The sequence below is a fragment of the Streptomyces uncialis genome (assembly GCF_001905345.1).
In the GTDB taxonomy this organism is placed as follows: Bacteria; Actinomycetota; Actinomycetes; order Streptomycetales; family Streptomycetaceae; genus Streptomyces; species Streptomyces uncialis.
The window spans coordinates 265,442-284,512 of sequence record NZ_LFBV01000008.1 but is presented as its reverse complement, the minus strand read 5'-3'; the positions used below and the strand labels follow the sequence as shown (position 1 = coordinate 284,512).

Below are 19,071 nucleotides of genomic sequence, written 5' to 3'. Positions count from 1 at the left end.
AAGGCGAGGGCAGACCCGCACTCGAAGAGCGACCGCGATGGGGCAGCACCTCAGGGGCGCGGGGAACTGCGCGAGCACCCAAGGGCCACCCGCAGCCGAACGGGAACCGCAAGGGGCGCGACCTAAGGGGCGCGGGGAACTGCGCACCCCACGAGCGACGGCGCAGGGGCAAGTACGTCCAGCACCGGAAACCTCGGGGGCGCGAGCGAAGGCGACCTGCGGGGAACTGCGCAAGAACGAGGGCGACCCGCACCGAAGAGCGACCGCGATGGGGCAGCACTTAAGGGGCGCGGGGAACTGCGCGAAACCACCGAGCGACGGCACCGGAACAAGTACGTCCAGCCGGACAGACCTGGGAAGCGCGAGCGAAGGGCGACCTGCGGGGAACTGCGCAAGAACGAGGGCGACCCGCACCGAAGAGCGACCGCGATGGGGCAGCACCTCAGGGGCGCGGGGAACTGCGCAACCCACGAGCGACGGCACCGGAACAAGTACGTCCAGCCGGACAGACCTGGGAAGCGCAAGCGAAGGCGACCTGCGGGGAACTGCGCGAGCAACCAAGGACCACCCGCAGCCGAACGGGAACCGTAAGGGGCGCGACCTCAGGGGCGCGGGGAACTGCGCGAAACCACCGAGCGACGGCACCGGGAACAAGTACGTCCAGCCGGACAGACCTGGGAAGCGCGAGCGAAGGCGACCCGCGGGGAACTGCGCACCCACCGAGCGACGGCACGGGGAACCGGGGTGAACCAGGTCCGGCGGAGCCACGTGTGAGGGGTGGGCGCGCTCAGCCGGGTGGATCTCCGCTTGGGCCGACCGTGAAGGGGGAACCGGTCCCTTCGCCACACGCCGCAGGCAGACGCCGCAGTCGTCAGCCTCGAACGGGGAGGTTTACTGATATGAACGTACTTGCCAATCGCCGCCGCACCGTGATCACGGTCGGCTCCCTCGCCGCCGCCACCGCGCTGGGCGTCACCGTCACGGTCCTGCCCGCGACAGCGGACAGCGGCGCCCGGGACACCGGGAGCCATGGCCTCACCCACGGCGACAGGCATGCCGTCGGCCACGGCAAGGGTGCCTCGTCAGGGGCGGGCACCACAGAAGGTACGGTTACCGCCGCCGGTACGAGTACCGTCCTCGCCGCGTCCCTGCGCGGGGCCAACGAGGTGCCGCCCGCCAGCGGCGCGGCCGTGGGCGACCCGGACGGAGGCGCCCTCCTGTTCCTGCGGGTCAAGGGCGACAAGGTGTCCGTCGCGGTGAAGTGGCACGGCGTCACCCCGCCCACCGCGCTGCACATCCACGACGGGGTCAAGGGCGTCAACGGAGCCATCGAGGTCGACTACACCCCGCTGCTCGGCGCCGCCAGGGGCAACAGCCTGACCGCCACCGTCACCGTCACGGACCGGACGGTGCTCCAGCGGCTGAGGGACGACCCGGCCGGCTTCTACGCGAATCTGCACACCGCCGAGTTCCCGGGCGGGGCGGTCCGGGGCCAGCTCCACAAGGTCACCGCCGGCGTCGACTTCCGGCACGCCCCGGACAGCTTCCAGGCGTCCGTCGTCAAGGGCGAGCAGATCTACCGTTGCGAGCGTAACCGCGCCGGTGGCCACAGCTTCGCGCAGCGCGATGTGCGGGCCGTGCTCGACGGCCGGATCGGCCACACCTTCACCCGGCCCGGCTCCGGGACCCCCCGGTGGGTCGCGCGCGACGGCAGCGCCGTCACCGGCGAGGTCGTCGGCCGGACGCCGAACGGCGCCGCGAACATCCCCGAACTGGACCTCAGGGCAAAGAAGTCGGGCAAGAAGCAGGGGCTGCTCGCCACCACCGCCGAGATCCTCCGGCTCAACACGACCGGCGGCGTCGCCCCGGCGGGGAGCTGCGTGCCCGGCACGGTCAAGGGGGTCCCGTACGGCGCGGACTACGTCTTCGTCCAGCGCTGACGGCGTCCCGGGAGCCGACGCGCGGCCCTGGGGCGGGCCTTGCACACGCACACGGGTGGTGTCATCCCCTACGGGAGAGTGAACGTGGTACCCGTGGATGTCATACCTCGGCAGTACGGGAAGTTGGCTCCGAGGTCTGACGCCCCGGGGCATGGGATTTGGTCTCATGGAGAGGAGCACTCCTGAGCACCCGGGTGAGAATGGCGGCGCGGGGTGGACCCATCAGGGGTACGGAAGGTCGTCGCCGGACCACGGAGGTAGGGCACACATGGCACCGTACGAATCCGAGAAGACTCCCGTCGAGGGCGCAGCAGGCTCCGCGCGGGCCGCACGACCCCGCGCGGGGCGCCGCCGGGCGGCACGGTACGCCGTCCCGGTGACGGTCGTGGGGGTGGCGGTGGCGACCATCGGCCTCGTCCCCGCGCTCGCCGACTCGGGCGACCCGGACCTGCCGGAGATCAGCGCGCAGCAGCTCATCGAGAAGATCGCCGCGTCGGAGACCGAGCAGCTCTCGGGCACGGTGAAGATCAGTACCGATCTCGGGCTGCCGAGCATCGCGTCCGGGGCCCTCGGCTCCTTCGCCCCCGAGGGCGAGGGGAGCTCGACGGCCGATCCGCAGGCCAAGCTGCTGGAGCTCGCGCAGGGCACCCACACCCTGCGGGTCGCGGCGGACGGCGCGGAGCGCGCCAAGCTGTCGGTGCTGGGCGAGGCGTCCGAGTACAGCCTCATCCGCAACGGCGGGGACGTATGGGCGTACGACAGCGGGTCGAACGAGGTGTTCCACGCCAAGGGCGGGGCCCATGAGAGCGCGGGGAAGGACCGCGCGCAGAAGGACAAGCGGCAGAGCAAGGCCGACGACCTCCCGGCCACGCCCAAGGCGTTCGCCGACGAGGTGCTGAAGGCCGCCGGGGACACCACCTCGGTCACCGTGGACGGCAGCACGCGTGTCGCGGGCCGGGACGCGTACAAGCTCGTCGTCAAGCCGAAGGCGTCGGGTTCGACCGTCGGGTCGATCCAGCTCGCGGTCGACGCGAAGAACGGCACCCCGCTGAAGTTCACACTGGTCCCCGCGGCCGGTGGCAGCGCGATCGTGGACGTCACCTTCACCAAGGTCGACTTCGCCAAGCCGGCGGCCTCGACCTTCGACTTCACCCCGCCCAAGGGCGCCGAGGTCACCGAGGCGGACGGCCTGGCGGACGCCAAGGACGCCCCCAAGGACAGGCCGAAGGGCGGGGACGCGCCGAAGTTCGACGGTCTCCCGCTGCCCGGCATCGGGGACGCGGCCACGGCCGACGGCGCCCGGACGAAGGTCATCGGCTCCGGGTGGAACGCCATAGCCGAGATCAGCACACCCGGCGGGGCGGCCCTGCCGTCCGGCGGGGAGGACGTGCCGGGCGCGGCGGGCCAGTTCCTCGACTCCCTCGGGGACAAGGTCTCCGGGAAGTTCGGTTCCGGCACGGTCTACTCGACCCGCCTGGTGAACGCCCTGGTCACCGACGACGGCAAGGTGTACGTCGGCGCGGTCACCAAGGACACGCTGCTGAAGGCGGCGGAGGGCGCCCGCTGACCCCTCCGGGGTCCGGGCGGATCTGATCGACCCGGAGGTCCGGGGCGGACCGTTCGCGGCCCGCCCCGCACCACCCGGCGAGCCCGCACGGCCGGGTCCGGGCGCCCGGCGGTTCCCGTCCCGGTACCCAGGACAGACGGGGGCGCACCGGCCCCGTACACACGGGGTCGGGGGCCCGAGGAGGTCGGGTAGCGTCGGCCGGGGGAGGTGGGCCACTGTGGCGGAAACCGACGACGGCCGGGCGGTCATCACGACCAAGGGGCTGACGAAGCGGTACGGCCGGGGACAGCTCGCGGTCGACGGACTGGACCTCAGCGTCCCCGAAGGCAGCGTCTTCGGCTTCCTCGGGCCCAACGGCTCCGGGAAGACCACCACCATCCGCATGCTGATGGGCCTGATCGAGCCGACCACGGGCACCGCCGAGGTGCTGGGCAGCCCGATGCCCCGCGCATCCCGCACGGTGCTCCCCCAGGTGGGCGCCCTGATCGAGGGCCCCGCGCTGTACGGATTCCTGACCGGCCGCGACAACCTCGTCCGCTACGACTCCGCCGACCCCACCGCCGACCCCCGCACCCGCCGCGCCCGGGTGGAGACCGCCCTTCAGCGGGTGGGACTCACCGCCGCCGCGGGGAAGAAGGCGCGTGCCTACAGCCTCGGGATGAAACAGCGGCTCGGGCTCGCGGCGGCCCTGCTGCGCCCCCGCCGGCTGCTCGTCCTCGACGAGCCGACCAACGGTCTCGACCCGCAGGGCATGCGGGAGATCCGCGCGCTGGTGCGGGAGCTGGCCTCGGACGGGACGACGGTGTTCCTGTCCTCCCATCTCCTCGACGAGATCGAGCAGGTGTGCACCCACGCGGCGGTGATGGCCCGGGGCCGGCTGATCGTCCAGGGCCCGGTGGCCGAGCTGGCCTCCGGTGTCCGGGGCAGACTCGTCGTCACCACCCCCGACCCGGCCGACGCCGCCCGGCTGCTGAAGGAGCGGGGCCTGGTCGATGTCGTCGTCACGGACAACCGCGTCACGGCCGAGCCTCCCGACGGTGAACTCGCCGAGGTGTCCCGGGCCCTGGTGGAGGCGGGCGTACGGGTACGGGGCTTCGCCGTGGAGCGGGCCTCGCTGGAGGACGCGTTCATGGCGCTGACGGGGGAGGGCTTCGATGTCGCGCAGTGAGACGGCCGGCGCGGGGGAAGCCCGTGCCGGAGCGGATGGCGTGGACGCGGGGACGGATGGCGTGGGAACGGGTCCCGTAGGGCCGGGTGCCGCCGGTGTGCCGTCCGCCGCCGGTCGTGAGCCGCGGTGGACCTGGACGTTCGGGCTGTTCCGGTCCGAGCTGGTGATGACGTTCCGGCGCTGGCGGACGGTCGCGCTGCTCGGGGTGCTCGCGGCCGTACCGCTCCTGGTGGGCATCGCCGTGCGGATCGAGACCGGCGGTGGTCCGGGCGGGGCGGGCGCGGGCCCGGCCTTCATCGCGCAGGTCACGAACAACGGGCTCTTCCTCGTCTTCACCGGGCTCGCCGCGACCCTGCCGTTCTTCCTGCCGATGGCCGTCGGGGTGGTGGCCGGGGACGCCGTCGCGGGCGAGTCCGGTGCGGGCACCCTGCGGTATCTGCTGGTGGCCCCGGCCGGCCGGACCAGACTGCTGCTGGTCAAGTACGCCGCGGTGCTCACGTTCTGCCTGGTCGCGACGCTGGTGGTGGTGGTGTCGGCGCTCACCGTGGGGGCGCTGCTGTTCCCGCTCGGTGATCTCACCACCATCTCCGGGACCCGGATCAGCTTCGGTGAGGGGCTGGTGCGGACCGCGCTGATCGCGGTCGCCGTCGCGCTGTCGCTGGTCGGGATCGCGGCGCTGGGGCTGTTCGTGTCCACGCTGACCCACAGCGGTATCGCCGCGATGGCGACGACGGTGGGGCTGCTGATCACGGTGCAGATCCTCGACCAGATACCCCAGTTGCACGCGATACAGCCGTACCTCTTCTCGCATCACTGGCTGTCGTTCGCGGATCTGATGCGGGAGCCGGTGTACTGGGACGACCTGGTCCGCAACGCGGGACTCCAGGCGGTGTACGCGGCGGTGTTCGGGTCGGCGGCCTGGGCGAGGTTCACGGCGAAGGACGTCACGGCGTAACGCCACACCCGACGCCCCCCGTTACGGCACCCGGCACACCGAACCACCCGGCACACCGAGCACCCGAACCGCACGCCCGCGACCCGCGACCCGCGCCCCGGGCGCCCCGTGCCCCTCAGCCCATCCCGCCTCAGACCATCCCGGCTTCCTTGAGCATCTCCTGGGTCTTCTTGAGCGAGTCCAGCCTGCCGAGGTCGATCTTCGGGGCGTCTAGGGACTTCAGCGACGGAAGGAGGTCCTTGACGGGGGAGGTGACGCCCTCGGCGAGCGGGTACTCCTTGGTCTTCCCGGCGAAGTACTTCTGCGCCTCCTTGCCGAGCAGATAGTCGACGGCCCGCCCGGCGGCCGCGTTCTGCCCGCCGTCCTTGAGGACACCCACGCCCGCCGTGTTGATCAGGGCGCCCGGGTCGCCGCCCGGCAGGAAGTGGATCTTCGAGTGGACCTTGCCGCCGCGTGCCTCGATCGCGGCGTGCTGCTCGTACCAGTAGTAGTGGTTGATCAGGCCGAGGGCGATCTCGCCGGATTCCACGCCGTTGAGGATCGCGTCGTTCTTCCCGTACGGGCGGGCGCCGTTGGCCTTGAGGTCCTTGAGCCACTTCAGGGTGGTCCTGTCGCCCTCCAGGACGCGCATCCCGGTGACGAACGACTGGAAGGACGCGTTGGTGGGCGCGTAGCCGACCTTGCCCTTCCACTTGGGCCCGGTCAGCTCCTTGACGCTGTCCGGGGCCGCGTCGGTCTGTCGTGCGTCGTACGCGATGACCCGCGACCGGCCGGAGACGCCGATCCAGTCGCCCCCGCTGCCGCGGAACGCGGAGTCGACCTTCTCCAGCGAGGCCCGGGGCAGTTCGGCGAGCATCCCGGCGCGCGACAGCGCGCCGAGCGCGCCCGCGTCCTGCGAGAAGAACAGTCCGGCCCGGGTCCGGTGGCCCTCCTTCAGGATGCGGGCGGCCAGTTCGGCGCTGTCGCCGTAGTGGATCTCGACCTTGGTGTTGGTGGCCTTCTCCAGCTTGGCGACGATCGGGGCGACCAGTTTCTCGTCGCGCCCGGAGTAGATGACCAGCTTCTCGGCGGCCCGCACCTTGGGGTCGGCCTTCCGCTCCTTCTTGTCGCCCGAACCGCTGCCGGACCCGCCGCAGGCGGCGAGCGCGGGCAGCAGCAGCGCGGACAGCGCGAGCGTGCTGCCGCGATGGGTGGGGGGACGGCGCATGAAGGACCTCCGGGCCGGCCCGGGGCCGGGGGTCTGGGCGGCCGCCGGGGGCGAGTTGGGACGTCCCATCAATAGGGTGAGCCTTGTTTAACTGTCAATTGCTGGCCAAGTAACAGTCAAATCACGACAGCGGTGCGCTCCCGAGCGGGGGAAGAGCAGGGGAAGTTGGACGCTGAGTTGTATCGACCCGGGCTCTGAGTGTGATTCGCGAGCCCTGGGGCTTGATAGTGGGGGCGCCCGCCCTGGCAGTTCCGCGAGGGTCACCCGGGGCGGCGATACGGAAATCTCCCACCGGACGGTGACACAAGGGTATCCCGTGCCCGAATCCCCGCCGTGCCCGAATCCCAGCCAGGGCCGACCGCCCCATCGGAGCCGACCGCCCCGCCGGAGCCGACCGCCCCGGTGGCGGACCGTCCTCCCGGACCCGAGGTCCCGCCAGGGGGCCGACCGCCCTGATGGACGGCCGGCCCCCGGCCGGGACGGCGGGGCGCCGCGTGTTCGCACGGCGCACCCCCGTCCACGTGGCCTGCGCCGCGGGCCGGGGGGCGGAGCCCTGCCCGGCCGGCGGGCCCGTGCCACGGGACCCGATGACGCCCTGACGCCCGACAGCCGGTGCCCGGCACCTGACGTCCGACCTCCGACGTCCGACGCCCGGGACCGGACATCCGGCGCCCGGCCGCCGCTGCTACGAGGAGAGCGTCCAGAGCGTGTGCGCGAGCGCGTCGCTGTTGCGGTCCAGGGCGGTCGTGGAGACGTTCGCCGTGGTGTCGCACGCGCGGTGGTAGCAGCGGTCGAACGCGACGCCGGAGGTCCCGCCCCACTTGGCGGCCTGGGCGGCCGACTTGACGTACCCGGCGCCCGTGAAGAGCCCGCCGACCGGGATGCCGACGTTCTTGAACGGGGCGTGGTCCGAGCGGCCGTCGCCCTCGGTCTCGATCTCGGTCGGGACGCCGAGCCCGGCGAAGTAGCCCTTGAACGTCTGCTCGATGACCGGGTCGTCGTCATAGACGAAGTAACCCGGGTTGGGGGAGCCGACCATGTCGAGGTTGAGGTAGCCCTTGATCCGGGTGCGGTCGGCCGCGGACAGCCCGTTCACGTAGTTGCGGGAGCCCACCAGGCCCAGCTCCTCGGCGCCCCACCACGCGAACCGCAGATGCTTCGTGGGCCGGAACTGCGCGCGGGACACGGCCAGCGCGGTCTCCAGGACCGCCGCCGAACCGGTCGCGTTGTCGTTGATCCCGGCACCCGCGGTCACACTGTCGAGATGGGCGCCCGCCATGATCACCTGGTTGGGGTCGCCGCCCGGCCAGTCGGCTATCAGGTTGTACCCGGCGCGCCCGCCGGAGGTGAAGGTGCGGATGCTCGTCGTGTACCCGGCCGCGTCCAGCTTGGCCTTGACGTAGTCGAGCGAGGCCCGGTAACCCGGCCTGCCGTGGGCGCGGTTGCCCCCGTTGGCCGTGGCGATGGACTGGAACTGGTTCAGATGACCCGTCAGGTTCGCCAGCGGGATGTCCGGGGCCGCCGCGACCTTCGGCGCGGCGGTCGGACCGGTGACGAACCCGCTGGTGAGAAGGGTGGCACCGGCGGCGAAGGCGGCTATGAGCGCCCGGCGTCGTACGGTGCGACGGGTGAGGGTGGCGGTCATGTGGGGGGCTCCGGATTCCGTGGGGGGAACTGAGGAGCCCGATGGTCAGCGGAACATGAGATTCCATCAAGAGCGCTATTTGGACACTGGTGTTCGGATAACGGGAATCGTTCGATAGTCGAACGTGCGGCGATCCGGTGCCGGGGCGCGGACCGTCAGCTCACGCAGAACTCGTTGCCCTCGGGATCGCTCATGACGACCCACTCACCTCCCGGTTCCTTCACCCGCGTCAGTACGGTGGCGCCGCGATCCGCCAGCCGGGCCACTTCCGCCTCGCGTTCACCGGCCGCCGGGTGCACGTCGATATGTAGCCGATTCTTGACGGTCTTCACCTCGGGCACCCGCTGGAACAGCAGTCGCCGTCCCAGCCCCGTCCCGCTCGCCTCGTCGTAGGGGTCGTCGGGGTGCCGCACCGCGACGAGGTCCCGCCAGGCCCGCCGCCCCCAGCGCTCGACGGTCAGCTCCTCGGGGGCGTGTCCGGCGGCCAGCAGCCCCTCGATGAGCGCGTTGTTGTCCTCGATCACGTAGCCGAGGGCGTCGGCCCAGAACTCCGCCTGTGCGTGCGGGTCCCCGGCGTCGATGACGAGCTTCCAGTGCAGGGTGCGTGAAGTCATGTAACCAGTTATAGAGGTTACGGTAGGGAGCCGCAAGCGCCTGACGGGTACGGGGTGTTGGAGCCGCCGCGGGAGTGTGGGGGTGGCCTGAGTGGCGCAGGTCACACGCGTCCATGTCACATCCTGACGCGCCGTTCCGTCGAAGAGGTGTAACCCGATGACGACGGCGCAAGGAGTGCACCATGAGTGCTCGTTTGAACCTCTTCGGCAACCAGCTCGCTGGCAAGTTCGTGCAGCAGCTCAGCGCGGCGGGGAAGGTGATAACGGACTCGACGCTGCCGGCCGCGACACAGGAACTGGTGAAGATCCGCGCCAGCCAGATCAACGGCTGCGGATTCTGCACCGACATGCACACCAAGGAGGCCACGCACGCGGGGGAGACCGCCACCCGCCTCCACCTGGTCGCGGCCTGGCGCGAGGCCACGGTGTTCACCGACGCCGAGCGCGCCGCGCTGGAGCTGGCGGAGGAGGGCACCCGTATCGCCGACGCGGCGGGCGGTGTCCCGGACGAGGTCTGGGCGAACGCCGCCAAGCACTATGACGAGGAGCAGCTGGCCGCGCTGGTGGCCCTCATCGCCATCATCAACGCCTTCAACCGCGCCAACGTCATCGTCCAGCAGCCCGCGGGCAGCTACCAGCCCGGCCAGTTCGGGTGACGGCGACCGCTTGAGAATTCCGGCACACGGTACCCGGCCGGGGGCGCACCCGCCTCCCGGCCGGGGCCCGCTCCCGCACGGGGCCCGCCTGTGCCCCGTGCGCGTACGGGGCCCGTGGTGCGGTGGGGCGGCGGTCGGGGCGCCGCACTCCGGGCGCCGCCGCAGGTCAGGGCCCGGCGTGGGACGAACATGCCGTCTCCAGGTATCTCCCCTTCGTGATCATGTCACCGGTCTGTGACAGCCGGGTTCTGGAACGAATACGCGGGGAGCCGTCCGGCTCACCGCCGCCTCATAGTGATCGAGCGACCACCGAGCGGCCGAGACCGATTCGGCCTCGACCACCGATCACCCAAGGGGATTTCATGTTCCGCGACCGTCGCAAGTCCTTCCTCGTCTCCGCGGCCCTCGTGGGCGGCGCCATGCTGCTGACGGCGTGCCAGGACACGGCCAAGGACAACGGCGCGCGGGATTCGTCGTCCGCCGCTTCGGCCGGGAGCGAGGCCGCCGAGTCCGGCTCGTCGGCCGCGGAGAGCGGTGCGGGCGGCGACAAGGGTGCCGACTCGACGGACAAGGGTGCCGAGGAAGCGCCGGGCTCCGGTGCCGACATGGGCGACGGGGAGCGGCAGCCGGTCACCGAGGACCAGGGCGGTTCCGGTGTCGACACCGGCGACGGGGAGCGGACGCCGGTCGGGCAGAGCTGCGGCACCAACGACATCTCCTGGAGCACCAGGGCCGAGAGCCAGGCCGGCGGATACATCCTGATCATCGCGAAGGCGAAGCCGGGGATCACCTGTGACCTGGCGGCCGCGCTCCCGGTCGTGGCGTTCGGTTCCGACGGCACCGAGGCGGGCCCCGCCGAGCAGTCCGCAGGCCGGCAGATCACGCTGACCGGGGGCACCACCGCCTACGCCGGGCTGAACCCGAAGACCACCACGGAGGACGGTGGCAAGGAGCTGGAGCACATCATCGTCAGCGCCGCCGACGACGACCCGAACCCGGTCTCCCTGCCGGTCGGCACCATCACCGTCGACAAGCCGGTCGTCACCAACTGGCACACCGCCCCGTCCGACGCCGTCCCCGTCAGCTGAACAGCCCCCGGCGCATGAAGCCCGCCCGCTCGCCCGCCCGAACGCGCGGCCCCGTCCCGTCCCGACGGGGGCAACGGCCGGTCCCGGAGCATCTGGCCTGATGACGGACCCGCCGACCGGACCGGCGGAACCGATGCCCGGCGGAACCGATCCGCGGCGGAGCCGGTTTCCGATCACGGGAACAGCTTTGCTAGCGTCCGGCCTCGTGAACGACAGCGTGTACGTGGGCAATGCGGGCAAGGATGCGGCACTGGACCGGGGATGGCTCCTCGGACACTTCAAGGATGTCGGTGACCCGCGCCACAGCGAGGCCGTGGAGATCAAATGGGGCGTCCACCCTCCGGGCGACGAGCGCTCCCAGTGGGTGGAGGGCGAGGAACGCGTCGCTCTTCTGGTGCTCATCAGCGGCCGGTTCCGGGTCGAGCTCCCCGGTCGCAGCGTGCTTCTGGAGCAGCAGGGTGACTACGTCGTGTGGGGGCGCGGAGTCGACCACTCCTGGATCGCGGAGGAGGAGTCGGTGGTGCTGACCGTCCGCTGGCCGTCGGTACCCGGCTACGCGGTGCCGGAGAAGCCCGAGGCCTAGGTCCGCGCTCCCGGCACGTGACGACTTCACCTGCCCGGACAGCTTGAGCGTCCGTACGCCCGCTGCGTACGCGGCTTCCAGGTCACGCCTGCTGCGGCCTGCGGCGCGGCCAGGTCCAGGCGGAGCGCAGGATGAAGGCCAGGAGCAGCACCTCCAGTCCGATGGAGAGGCCGTAGAAGTAGGAGTAGGTCCAGGACTCCCCTGCCGCGTTGAACAGCGAGACGGGGATGTAGAGCGCTGCTACGACGAGGTTGATGCCGCGGTTGACACGGGCGGGCAGTGTCACGGAGAGCAGGATCATGAGGATCGGGACGGCCATGAGCGTGAGCGCGACGGCGACAAAGGTCGGACCGGTGTCGAACTCGTGGACGGTGCCGGCCAGGAGGTCGTCGATGAAACCGGGCTTGTACAGGGCGAGGTAGTCGACGTAGATGTAGAGGAACATGAAGCTGGTCCATGCCGCCGCGAGCTTGGCCCGCACGGGCATGCGCGGATCTTCCAGCGTGCTCCGGGGCGGCGGATTCTCCGGTGCGGTACGGGATCGAGGCGTTCTCATCGCAATGCTCCCTTGCTCGATCGGGTGGTGCTTCCACCTTCACGGATGCCGGCGGCGGCCACATCAGCCGCGGAGCCTGATTCGACCTGGCCATCGGCACAGCCGGGCTCTTGTACTTTCGGCGGATACACCGAGCACGCGGGCCGCCTAGGCTGATCAGATGGCCACCAACGCACTCCGCTCGCTGTGGGCCGAACCCCGACCCGCGAATGCCCCGGGCCGGAGGCCGCGGGACTGGGCCCTGGTCGCGGTACTGAGCTGCTGGTCCCTGCTGGAAGCGGTGCTTCGCCAGGACCTGGCGCCACGCCCGCTGCTGCTGCTCGCGGTGCCCGCGGTCCTCGGACCCCTGCTGTGGCGGCGCACGCACCCGCTCGTCGCGGTCGCGGTCTCGTTCGGCACGCTGACGGTCGTCGACATCGTCAGAATCCTCACCGGGTCGCAAGGCGCCCTGCTGAACAGCATCTCCGCGGCGCTGATCCTGGCCTACGCCCTGTTCCGGTGGGGCTCCGGCCGGGAAGCCGCCGGCGGCCTCGGCGCCATCCTGCTCTGGCTGGCCCTCACCAACATCGCCGACACCACCAGCCTGGCGGATTCGGTCGCGGCATACGGGTTCTTCCTGTTCGCCGCAGCGCTCGGCGCCGCGATCCGCTACCACACGAAGATCCTCATCCGCGACATCGACCAGGCCAAGGCCCGCGAACGCGAACAGCTCGCCCGTGAACTCCACGACACCGTCGCCCACCACGTCTCGGGCATCGCCATCCAGGCCCAAGCGGGACGTGCCGTCGCGGCCTCCCGCCCCGAGCGTGCCGTCGAGGCCCTGGCTGTCATCGAGGACGCGGCGACCCGCACCCTCACCGAGCTGCGCGCCATCGTCGGCGTACTCCGCGACACACAGGACACCGAGTTCGCGCCGCAGCCCGGCATGGCCGAGGTCGAGCAGCTCGCCACCGATGGCCGGACGCGTCCCTGCGTCGAGGTGACGCTGTCCGGCGAGTTCGACGGCCTCAGCCCGGCGGTCGGGGCCGCGGTCTACCGCCTGGCCCAGGAGTCCGTCACCAACGCCCGACGGCACGCCCGCCAGGCGACCCAGGTCACCGTCGCCGTCACAGGCGACGCCGACCACGTACGGCTGACCATCGACGACGACGGCTCCGCCGCCGGCCGCCGCGCCCCGGCAGGCTACGGCCTCGTGGGCATGCGGGAGCGCGCCTCACTGCTCGGCGGCACCTTCCACGCGGGCCCCGCCGCCGAGCGGGGCTGGCGGGTGGAGGCGGTCCTGCCCCGAACCGGGACGCCACGATGAGCATCAGGGTCCTCATCGCCGACGACCAGCCCATCGTGCGCTCCGGGCTGACGATGCTGCTCGACGCCCAGCCCGACATCGAAGTGGTCGGCGCCGCCGCCGACGGGCGCGAGGCAGTCCGCCTGGCGCTCCAGCTGCGCCCCGACGTCGGCCTGTTCGACATCCGCATGCCGCTGATGGACGGCATCGAAGCCACCCGACGCCTCGCCGGCCCCGACGTCCCCGATCCCCTGCCGATCGTGGTCATCACCACCTTCGATCTCGACGAGTACGTCCACGGGGCGCTCAAAGCCGGCGCCCGCGGGTTCCTGCTCAAGGACGCCGGACCCGCCCTGCTGACCCAGGCCGTCCACGCCGCCGCCGACGGAGACGCACTGATCGCACCCAGCGTCACCGTCCGACTGCTCGCAGCGTTCGCCCGCGCACAGACCCCGCCACCCAGGCAGCCGATGGAACCGCTCACCGCCCGCGAGGAGGAAGTCCTCGTGCCGGTAGCCCAAGGCCGCACCAACAATGAGATCGCCGACGAGCTCCACATCACCCCGAGCACCGTCAAGGCCCACCTCGCCGCCCTCATGCGAAAGCTCGGCGCCCGAAACCGCGTCGAGGTCGCCATGTGGGCCCACGAGACCGGCCGCATCTGACGCCGCAAGGCTCCCGCCGCCGTTTGCCGCCCCCCACAGCGTCACCAAGCGGCTCGCGCCCATATCGACCAGCCTGGGTACGCCACTCCTCCGGTCCGTTGCTGTTCGAACGGCTCGGCCTGGAACACGCTGCGGGTTCGGGACCGTCCGGTATGGGGACACCGTCGGCGTCCCCGTTGCCCGCTCGTGAGGTGTGTGCCTCCCGCCGGGCCGGGGGAGCGGGTCTAGCCCCCGCTGCCGGACGGGCCTTCGACGGTCCGGTCGGTGACGTACGTGCCCCGGTGCGGCACGGTGAAGACGTATCCCTCGTCGCGCAGGAACCGGACCGCGTTGCGCGCCGTTTCGCGGGCCACGCCGTACTCCTGGACCATGTCCGACTCCGACGGGATCTTCCTGTTCACGGCCAGGGTGCCCCGCTCGATGTCGGCGATGATCCTCGCCGCGATCTGCCGGTAGACCGGAACCGGTGAGCCGTGGTCAATCGCGCCCTCTGTCATGCGCCAAACCATAGGTGAGGCGGTACGTACAGCTGTCGATGTGTACGCCTATGGCCAGAGGTAGACGAGTGCAGACAAGGGTGAGTACTGTCGGACATGAAAACGCCCCGGCAGCCGCTTAGGACCGGCTGCCGGGGCTCCGAACGACCAGCTTTCAAGGAGCTGACCGAACATGCGTGATGTTATCGCCCATGCCCTCGTGCGGGTGCTCGACCTCATCCTGTCGACGCGGCGTACCGGGCCGGGGCGGCACTCCGCCGCCCATTTCGCCGCGCGCGACGTACGCGATGTGGCGGAGGAGGTGGCCGCCGACCCTGGATCGGTGTGGCGGCGTCCTTGGCCCGGACCCTCCTCCGCCCAGGCACGGGCCGTCTTCCGGGCGGAGGAGGCGCGCGGCCTCGACCCCGAGCGCCGGGAACGCTTCTTCGCGACCGCCTGGGCCGAACTCGGCTACGACTACCCGTATGCGGCCGACGGGGTGCACCAGGTCCGGACGGGGGTGGCTGCGTGACGCGTGACGCGCTGACCGGCCGGGTTTCCGAGCCCCCGCGCGAACAGTGCTGTGTATGCGGGCGCTGGACGGCGGCCCCCGTGGTGATCGGGTACGGGAGGGTGGGCTGCGGTGACGCGGTCACGCATCATGTGTGCCCCGAGCACGTCCATGTCGCCGCCTCAGGGTCGTGCGCGGCGGAGCATTCCGCGTACCGTCCGCCGGAGTTGCCGCGCGTGATGTCCGGGGCGACGTAACCGTTTATGGTGGTTACATGACGAATGAGGCAGGTGCGGGACCGGTCGGGCTCAGGCTGGGTGACCGGCGGCGGACGCCCGGCCTCACCCTGCACTCGCACGGAGGGACCTCGTTCCGCTTCGACCCCGGCGCCCTCTGCCTGGAACTGCTGCTCACCGGGGGACCGGGGTGGCTCGCGCGGTTCGAGGTGCTGCACGAGCCCGCCGACCTGGCGCGGTGGGCGGTACTGAGCCGACTGCCGGACGGGCTCGACCTCACCGTGGACGAGGACGAACTGGCCGCCGCCCGTACCGTACGGGACGCGCTCCACGTGATCGCCGCGGACCGGGCGCACGGCCGGACGCCGGACCCGGCACGGCTCGCACAGGTCAGCGCCGCCGCGGCCGTCCCCCCGCTGGGCGTCCGCTTCACCCCGGACGGGGGACGGGCCTGGGCGCCGGGGGCCACGGGCGGACAGCTGCTGTCGACCGTCGCCCGGGACGCCGTCGAACTGTTCGGCGGACCGCACGGGGACCGGGTCCGGGAGTGCGCCACGGACAACTGCGCCCTGCTGTTCGTGGACACGTCGCGGCCGGGACGGCGGCGCTGGTGCTCGATGGAACGGTGCGGCAACCGGCACAAGGTCCGCACCCACCGGGCCCGCCCGGCGGACCCGAACGCGGGGACCTGAACGCGGGGGACCCGAAGGTGGGGGACCCGAACGCGGCCGACCCCGGTGACGGCCGGACGGTGCCCGGTAAATGCGTGGCATTCGTCTGGGCGCCGTTGTTACTGTCGCGGGGTTCCTTCGATGTGTTCTGGGTCCTGTGTGCCCGAGGAGAGATCTATGTTTCGGCTCGCGCCGCGCGCGCCTCGCGGCACCGTCTAGCTGTAGCTAGTAGTCCGTCCTCGTGACGCCGTCCTCTCTCCGACGGTGACCGGACGGGACGATCTCCGGTGCTCTGAATCAGCCCACGTCTCCGCCCGCGCGTATGTCGCGGTGCCCGGGGGCGGGTGTCTTCGTCGAGGCCGCTCGGCCTGCTCTTGCTGTCATCGCAGACCTCCCAGCAAGGAGCACCCCGGGTGTCCAGCACCTGCAAGACTCTCTCCAGCACTCCACCGAACATCCTGACCGGCACTTTCGTCTGCCACCGGCGGCAGGTGAAGTCATGCGCCCGATGAGCAGGGAAGAGGTGCGCGGCGCGATCGTGAACCTCGACCGAACCGGGAGCAAGGTACGACTGCCGGCCTGGTTCGACGACGCCCCATGGCATCGGATCGACTACCTCGGGTGGCGGGATCCGCGCGCCGCGAAGTGTGCCTACCTCGTCACGGAGGCCGACGGCCAGGCGTTGGGGGTGCTGCTGCGGCAGGCCCCGAACCATGCGGACGGATCGCGCGCGATGATGTGCGACCTGTGCCGGTCCAGCCGCCGGTTCAACGAGGTCTCACTGTTCACCGCCCGGCGCCCGTCCCGCGACAAACGCGAACGCCTGAACACCGTCGGTCTTCTCCTGTGTACCGATCTCGACTGCGCGGTGAAGACGCGTACCGAGCCGACCCGCCATGCCTACGATCCCCCGGGCGACGACATCATCGCCGCGCGCCGCGAAGGCGTGCGTTCGCGCGCGATCGCCTTCATACGTTCGGTGCCCGACGCCGAACGAACCGCACGCCGCAGAACGTGAGGTGATCCGGAGAGGGAGGACGACGAGGTCTTCGGGCAACACGGTCGCGGCCGGCGAACTCCGACCCGTACACGTACCCGGTCCGCACCCGAGGCGCGACAGCTGTCACCGGGGCGGGAGGTCTGGCACCGGGATTTCCGGGCAGGCGCGGCGGAAAGCTGTGGGCGTCCGACCCCTTGACGGACGGCTGCCGGTCACCCGGGAGGGCACGTGGCGAAGAAGGACCTGACAACGGACGCGGCGAAGGACCGCGAGAAGTGGCTGGCCCGTTTCCAGGTGCGGCTGGCCATGCAGCCGGGCGTGGACCGGGCAGTGGTGCTCCAGGCGGTGAAGGAGGTCACGGCGCACTGCGCGGATACGGGAGAGCAGCCGCGGGCCGCGTTCGGCGACCCGGACGCCTGTGCCGTACAGGCTGCCGCGCGGCTGGTACCGGCGGACCGGGCGGCGCGGGAGAGGCGGCAGGGTGCCGCGGTGGACAGGCTCGGCTCCGTGCTGAAGAAGGGCCGGGAGATCACCGGTCTGTGACCGGTCGGAGCGACGCCCGCCACGGCGTCCGCCGCTCGTCTCCCCGCAGCACGCCCGCCTCAGCCGTTTCCGTTCGGGGGACGGTCACCGTGACCGTCCCCCGAAGCTCCCCTTTCGGGCCAGCGCCCTCCGGCCTGCCGATACGGGATTCGGAAACCGGAACAGGCACAGGCACTCAGCGGTGCGACGGGGTCACGAGGGAACCGGGATCCGGGGAACCCGGGATGCCCGGGACGATCTGCTCCACGGTGACGATCTGCTCGGCGGGGGAGCGGACCGGGCGTTCGGCGCGGCGTACCCCGTGGATCGCGAGGGCGAGGCCGACCAGGACCATCACCACCGGCACGAACAACGCGGAGCGGAACGCGTCCAGCCGGGCGCCCGGATCGTCGCCCGCGCCGGCCGAGGCGATCCCGTACACCGCCGTCACCGCCGAGATGCCGATGGCCGAGCCGAACTGCACGGAGGTGTGCAGCAGTCCACCGGCCAGCCCCTGCTCCTCCGCGTCGATACCGTCGGTCGCCGCGATGGTCAGCGGCCCGTACGCCAGCCCGAAGGCGACCCCCGCGAGCAGCAGCGTCGGGAGCATCGCCGTGTACGACCACTCCATACCCACCGGCAGGAACATCACGTACGCGAGGACCGCGGCGACGAAACCGCCGAGGATCACCCGGGCGTTGCCGAAGCGTTCGACCAGCTTCGGGGTGAGCGTCGGCGCCAGGATCGCGTCCACGCCCATCACGACCAGCGCCACCGCGGTCTGGAGCGAGGACCAGCCGCGCAGCTCCTGGAGGTAGAGGGTCAGCACGAACTGGAAGCCGAAGAAGGCCCCGACGAAGAGCAGCGCCCCGAGGTCCGCGCGGACCATCGGCGCCTTGCGGAAGATGCCCAGCCGCACCAGCGGATCGCTGCTGCGCCGCTCGACCGCGATGAAAGCGCCCAGCAGCAGCGCCCCGGTGGCCAGCGCGCCCACGGTCAGCCGCCACCCGTCGAAACCGTGCTCCAGCCGTACGATCCCGTACGCGGTGAGCAGCATCGCCCCCGCGGCCGTCACCGCGCCCAGCGCGTCGAAGCCGGCCGGTCCGCCGGTGCGCACGGGCACCGGCTGCACGGGGATCAGCCGGACCGCCGCGATCAGCAGCGCGCCGGCGAGCAGGACCGGTGCGAAGAACACCCAGCGCCAGCCCAGTTCCGTGAGCAGACCGCCGATGACGAGCCCGAGCGAGAAGCCCGCGGCGGCGGTCCCGGCGAAGATCAGCAGGGCCTTGTTGCGTGCGGGGCCCTCCTCGTACGACGTGGTGATCAGGGACAGCGCGGCGGGGGTCATGAACGCGGCGGCGACACCGGTCACGAAGCGGGCGACGACCAGCATCCAGCCCTCGGTGGCGAAGCCACCGAGCCCGGAGAAGAGCAGGAAGACGGTGAGCCAGAAGAGGAACATCCGCCGTCTGCCCAGCAGGTCCGCCGCTCTGCCGCCCAGCAGGGTGAAGCCCGCGTAGCCCAGTACGTAGCCGCTCACCACCCACGCCGCGGTGCCTGTGCCGAGTCCTAGATCGGCGCGGATCGTGGGGATCGCCACGGCGAGCATCGCGACGTCGATGCCCTCCAGGAAGATCGTTCCGCAGAGGACGAGCAGCAGTGCCCAGGCGCGGGTGCCCATACCGGTGCCTGTACCGGCGCCCGTACCGGTGCTCATGCTCGTGGC

The 19,071-nt window shown here is 71.4% G+C and carries 19 protein-coding genes; 13 read left to right on the top strand and 6 right to left on the bottom strand.

Annotation, left to right across the window (positions count from 1 at the left end; genetic code table 11):
* Positions 1 to 899 precede the first annotated feature (899 nt).
* The 4 genes from AB852_RS27805 (at position 900) to AB852_RS27790 (ending at position 5,630) form a co-directional block, all read left to right on the top strand.
* Positions 900 to 1,940, top strand: coding sequence for a CHRD domain-containing protein (locus tag AB852_RS27805; protein WP_079184968.1), 1,041 nt, complete (start codon positions 900 to 902; stop codon positions 1,938 to 1,940).
* A gap of 268 nt (positions 1,941 to 2,208) precedes the next feature.
* Positions 2,209 to 3,507, top strand: coding sequence for a LolA family protein (locus tag AB852_RS27800; RefSeq protein WP_073792950.1), 1,299 nt, complete (start codon positions 2,209 to 2,211; stop codon positions 3,505 to 3,507).
* Between the two features lie 217 nt (positions 3,508 to 3,724).
* Positions 3,725 to 4,675 carry an ABC transporter ATP-binding protein gene (locus AB852_RS27795; RefSeq protein ID WP_073792949.1) on the top strand — a complete coding sequence of 317 codons (951 nt, stop codon included), beginning with the start codon at positions 3,725 to 3,727 and terminating at the stop codon, positions 4,673 to 4,675.
* Positions 4,662 to 5,630: an ABC transporter permease gene (locus AB852_RS27790; RefSeq protein WP_079184967.1), complete on the top strand. Its 969-nt coding sequence runs from the start codon at positions 4,662 to 4,664 to the stop codon at positions 5,628 to 5,630. Before AB852_RS27795 ends, AB852_RS27790 begins: the two co-directional genes overlap by 14 nt.
* Positions 5,631 to 5,760: 130 nt before the next feature.
* Here the strand turns inward: AB852_RS27790 and AB852_RS27785 are convergent, their stop codons facing one another.
* From AB852_RS27785 to AB852_RS27775, 3 genes are all read right to left on the bottom strand, one after another.
* On the bottom strand, positions 5,761 to 6,837 hold the full coding sequence (locus AB852_RS27785; protein WP_073792948.1) for an iron ABC transporter substrate-binding protein: 1,077 nt from the start codon (positions 6,835 to 6,837) through the stop codon (positions 5,761 to 5,763).
* 685 nt (positions 6,838 to 7,522) lie between these two features.
* On the bottom strand, positions 7,523 to 8,482 hold the full coding sequence (locus tag AB852_RS27780; RefSeq protein WP_073792947.1) for a M28 family metallopeptidase: 960 nt from the start codon (positions 8,480 to 8,482) through the stop codon (positions 7,523 to 7,525).
* Between the two features lie 155 nt (positions 8,483 to 8,637).
* A complete protein-coding gene (locus tag AB852_RS27775; protein ID WP_073792946.1) occupies positions 8,638 to 9,096 on the bottom strand; it encodes a VOC family protein in 459 nt (152 codons plus the stop codon).
* A 182-nt stretch (positions 9,097 to 9,278) separates the two neighbouring features.
* Here AB852_RS27775 and AB852_RS27770 point away from each other — a divergent pair, with 182 nt between their 5' ends.
* The 3 genes from AB852_RS27770 (at position 9,279) to AB852_RS27760 (ending at position 11,423) form a co-directional block, all read left to right on the top strand.
* On the top strand, positions 9,279 to 9,752 hold the full coding sequence (locus AB852_RS27770) for a carboxymuconolactone decarboxylase family protein (protein WP_073792945.1): 474 nt from the start codon (positions 9,279 to 9,281) through the stop codon (positions 9,750 to 9,752).
* A 362-nt stretch (positions 9,753 to 10,114) separates the two neighbouring features.
* Positions 10,115 to 10,840, top strand: coding sequence for a DUF4232 domain-containing protein (locus AB852_RS27765; RefSeq protein WP_073792944.1), 726 nt, complete (start codon positions 10,115 to 10,117; stop codon positions 10,838 to 10,840).
* A gap of 205 nt (positions 10,841 to 11,045) precedes the next feature.
* On the top strand, positions 11,046 to 11,423 hold the full coding sequence (locus AB852_RS27760) for a cupin domain-containing protein (protein WP_073792943.1): 378 nt from the start codon (positions 11,046 to 11,048) through the stop codon (positions 11,421 to 11,423).
* Positions 11,424 to 11,505: 82 nt separating this feature from the next.
* On the opposite strand, the gene AB852_RS27755 is transcribed toward AB852_RS27760, so the two are convergent.
* On the bottom strand, positions 11,506 to 11,910 hold the full coding sequence (locus tag AB852_RS27755) for a DUF6326 family protein (RefSeq protein WP_218623287.1): 405 nt from the start codon (positions 11,908 to 11,910) through the stop codon (positions 11,506 to 11,508).
* 229 nt (positions 11,911 to 12,139) lie between these two features.
* Here AB852_RS27755 and AB852_RS27750 point away from each other — a divergent pair, with 229 nt between their 5' ends.
* Positions 12,140 to 13,285, top strand: a complete 1,146-nt coding sequence (locus AB852_RS27750) for a sensor histidine kinase (protein ID WP_073792941.1) — start codon at positions 12,140 to 12,142, stop codon at positions 13,283 to 13,285.
* Positions 13,282 to 13,929, top strand: coding sequence for a response regulator (locus tag AB852_RS27745; protein ID WP_073792940.1), 648 nt, complete (start codon positions 13,282 to 13,284; stop codon positions 13,927 to 13,929). Before AB852_RS27750 ends, AB852_RS27745 begins: the two co-directional genes overlap by 4 nt.
* Before the next feature lie 224 nt (positions 13,930 to 14,153).
* Here the strand turns inward: AB852_RS27745 and AB852_RS27740 are convergent, their stop codons facing one another.
* Positions 14,154 to 14,426, bottom strand: coding sequence for a GntR family transcriptional regulator (locus AB852_RS27740; protein WP_073792939.1), 273 nt, complete (start codon positions 14,424 to 14,426; stop codon positions 14,154 to 14,156).
* A gap of 172 nt (positions 14,427 to 14,598) precedes the next feature.
* Here AB852_RS27740 and AB852_RS27735 point away from each other — a divergent pair, with 172 nt between their 5' ends.
* The 4 genes from AB852_RS27735 (at position 14,599) to AB852_RS27720 (ending at position 17,366) form a co-directional block, all read left to right on the top strand.
* Positions 14,599 to 14,937, top strand: a complete 339-nt coding sequence (locus tag AB852_RS27735; RefSeq protein WP_073792938.1) for a hypothetical protein — start codon at positions 14,599 to 14,601, stop codon at positions 14,935 to 14,937.
* A gap of 253 nt (positions 14,938 to 15,190) precedes the next feature.
* Entirely contained in the window at positions 15,191 to 15,844 is a 654-nt protein-coding gene (locus AB852_RS27730) for a CGNR zinc finger domain-containing protein (protein ID WP_079184966.1), read from the top strand.
* A 478-nt stretch (positions 15,845 to 16,322) separates the two neighbouring features.
* A complete protein-coding gene (locus tag AB852_RS27725; RefSeq protein WP_073792937.1) occupies positions 16,323 to 16,841 on the top strand; it encodes an FBP domain-containing protein in 519 nt (172 codons plus the stop codon).
* Between the two features lie 210 nt (positions 16,842 to 17,051).
* On the top strand, positions 17,052 to 17,366 hold the full coding sequence (locus AB852_RS27720; RefSeq protein WP_073792936.1) for a hypothetical protein: 315 nt from the start codon (positions 17,052 to 17,054) through the stop codon (positions 17,364 to 17,366).
* 175 nt (positions 17,367 to 17,541) lie between these two features.
* Here the strand turns inward: AB852_RS27720 and AB852_RS27715 are convergent, their stop codons facing one another.
* Complete coding sequence (locus tag AB852_RS27715; RefSeq protein WP_079184989.1) at positions 17,542 to 19,026, bottom strand: MFS transporter; 1,485 nt, start codon at positions 19,024 to 19,026, stop codon at positions 17,542 to 17,544.
* Positions 19,027 to 19,071: the final 45 nt, after the last annotated feature.

Coding starts and splice junctions, on each gene's coding strand:
- AB852_RS27765 (WP_073792944.1), top strand. CDS start 10,115: ATGTTCCGCGACCGTCGCAAGTCCTTCCTCGTCTCCGCGGCCCTCGTG.
- AB852_RS27770 (WP_073792945.1), top strand. CDS start 9,279: ATGAGTGCTCGTTTGAACCTCTTCGGCAACCAGCTCGCTGGCAAGTTC.
- AB852_RS27730 (WP_079184966.1), top strand. CDS start 15,191: ATGACGAATGAGGCAGGTGCGGGACCGGTCGGGCTCAGGCTGGGTGAC.
- AB852_RS27785 (WP_073792948.1), bottom strand. CDS start 6,837: ATGCGCCGTCCCCCCACCCATCGCGGCAGCACGCTCGCGCTGTCCGCG.
- AB852_RS27780 (WP_073792947.1), bottom strand. CDS start 8,482: ATGACCGCCACCCTCACCCGTCGCACCGTACGACGCCGGGCGCTCATA.
- AB852_RS27775 (WP_073792946.1), bottom strand. CDS start 9,096: ATGACTTCACGCACCCTGCACTGGAAGCTCGTCATCGACGCCGGGGAC.
- AB852_RS27755 (WP_218623287.1), bottom strand. CDS start 11,910: ATGCCCGTGCGGGCCAAGCTCGCGGCGGCATGGACCAGCTTCATGTTC.
- AB852_RS27800 (WP_073792950.1), top strand. CDS start 2,209: ATGGCACCGTACGAATCCGAGAAGACTCCCGTCGAGGGCGCAGCAGGC.
- AB852_RS27745 (WP_073792940.1), top strand. CDS start 13,282: ATGAGCATCAGGGTCCTCATCGCCGACGACCAGCCCATCGTGCGCTCC.
- AB852_RS27735 (WP_073792938.1), top strand. CDS start 14,599: ATGCGTGATGTTATCGCCCATGCCCTCGTGCGGGTGCTCGACCTCATC.
- AB852_RS27805 (WP_079184968.1), top strand. CDS start 900: ATGAACGTACTTGCCAATCGCCGCCGCACCGTGATCACGGTCGGCTCC.
- AB852_RS27790 (WP_079184967.1), top strand. CDS start 4,662: ATGTCGCGCAGTGAGACGGCCGGCGCGGGGGAAGCCCGTGCCGGAGCG.
- AB852_RS27715 (WP_079184989.1), bottom strand. CDS start 19,026: ATGGGCACCCGCGCCTGGGCACTGCTGCTCGTCCTCTGCGGAACGATC.
- AB852_RS27750 (WP_073792941.1), top strand. CDS start 12,140: ATGGCCACCAACGCACTCCGCTCGCTGTGGGCCGAACCCCGACCCGCG.
- AB852_RS27740 (WP_073792939.1), bottom strand. CDS start 14,426: ATGACAGAGGGCGCGATTGACCACGGCTCACCGGTTCCGGTCTACCGG.
- AB852_RS27725 (WP_073792937.1), top strand. CDS start 16,323: ATGCGCCCGATGAGCAGGGAAGAGGTGCGCGGCGCGATCGTGAACCTC.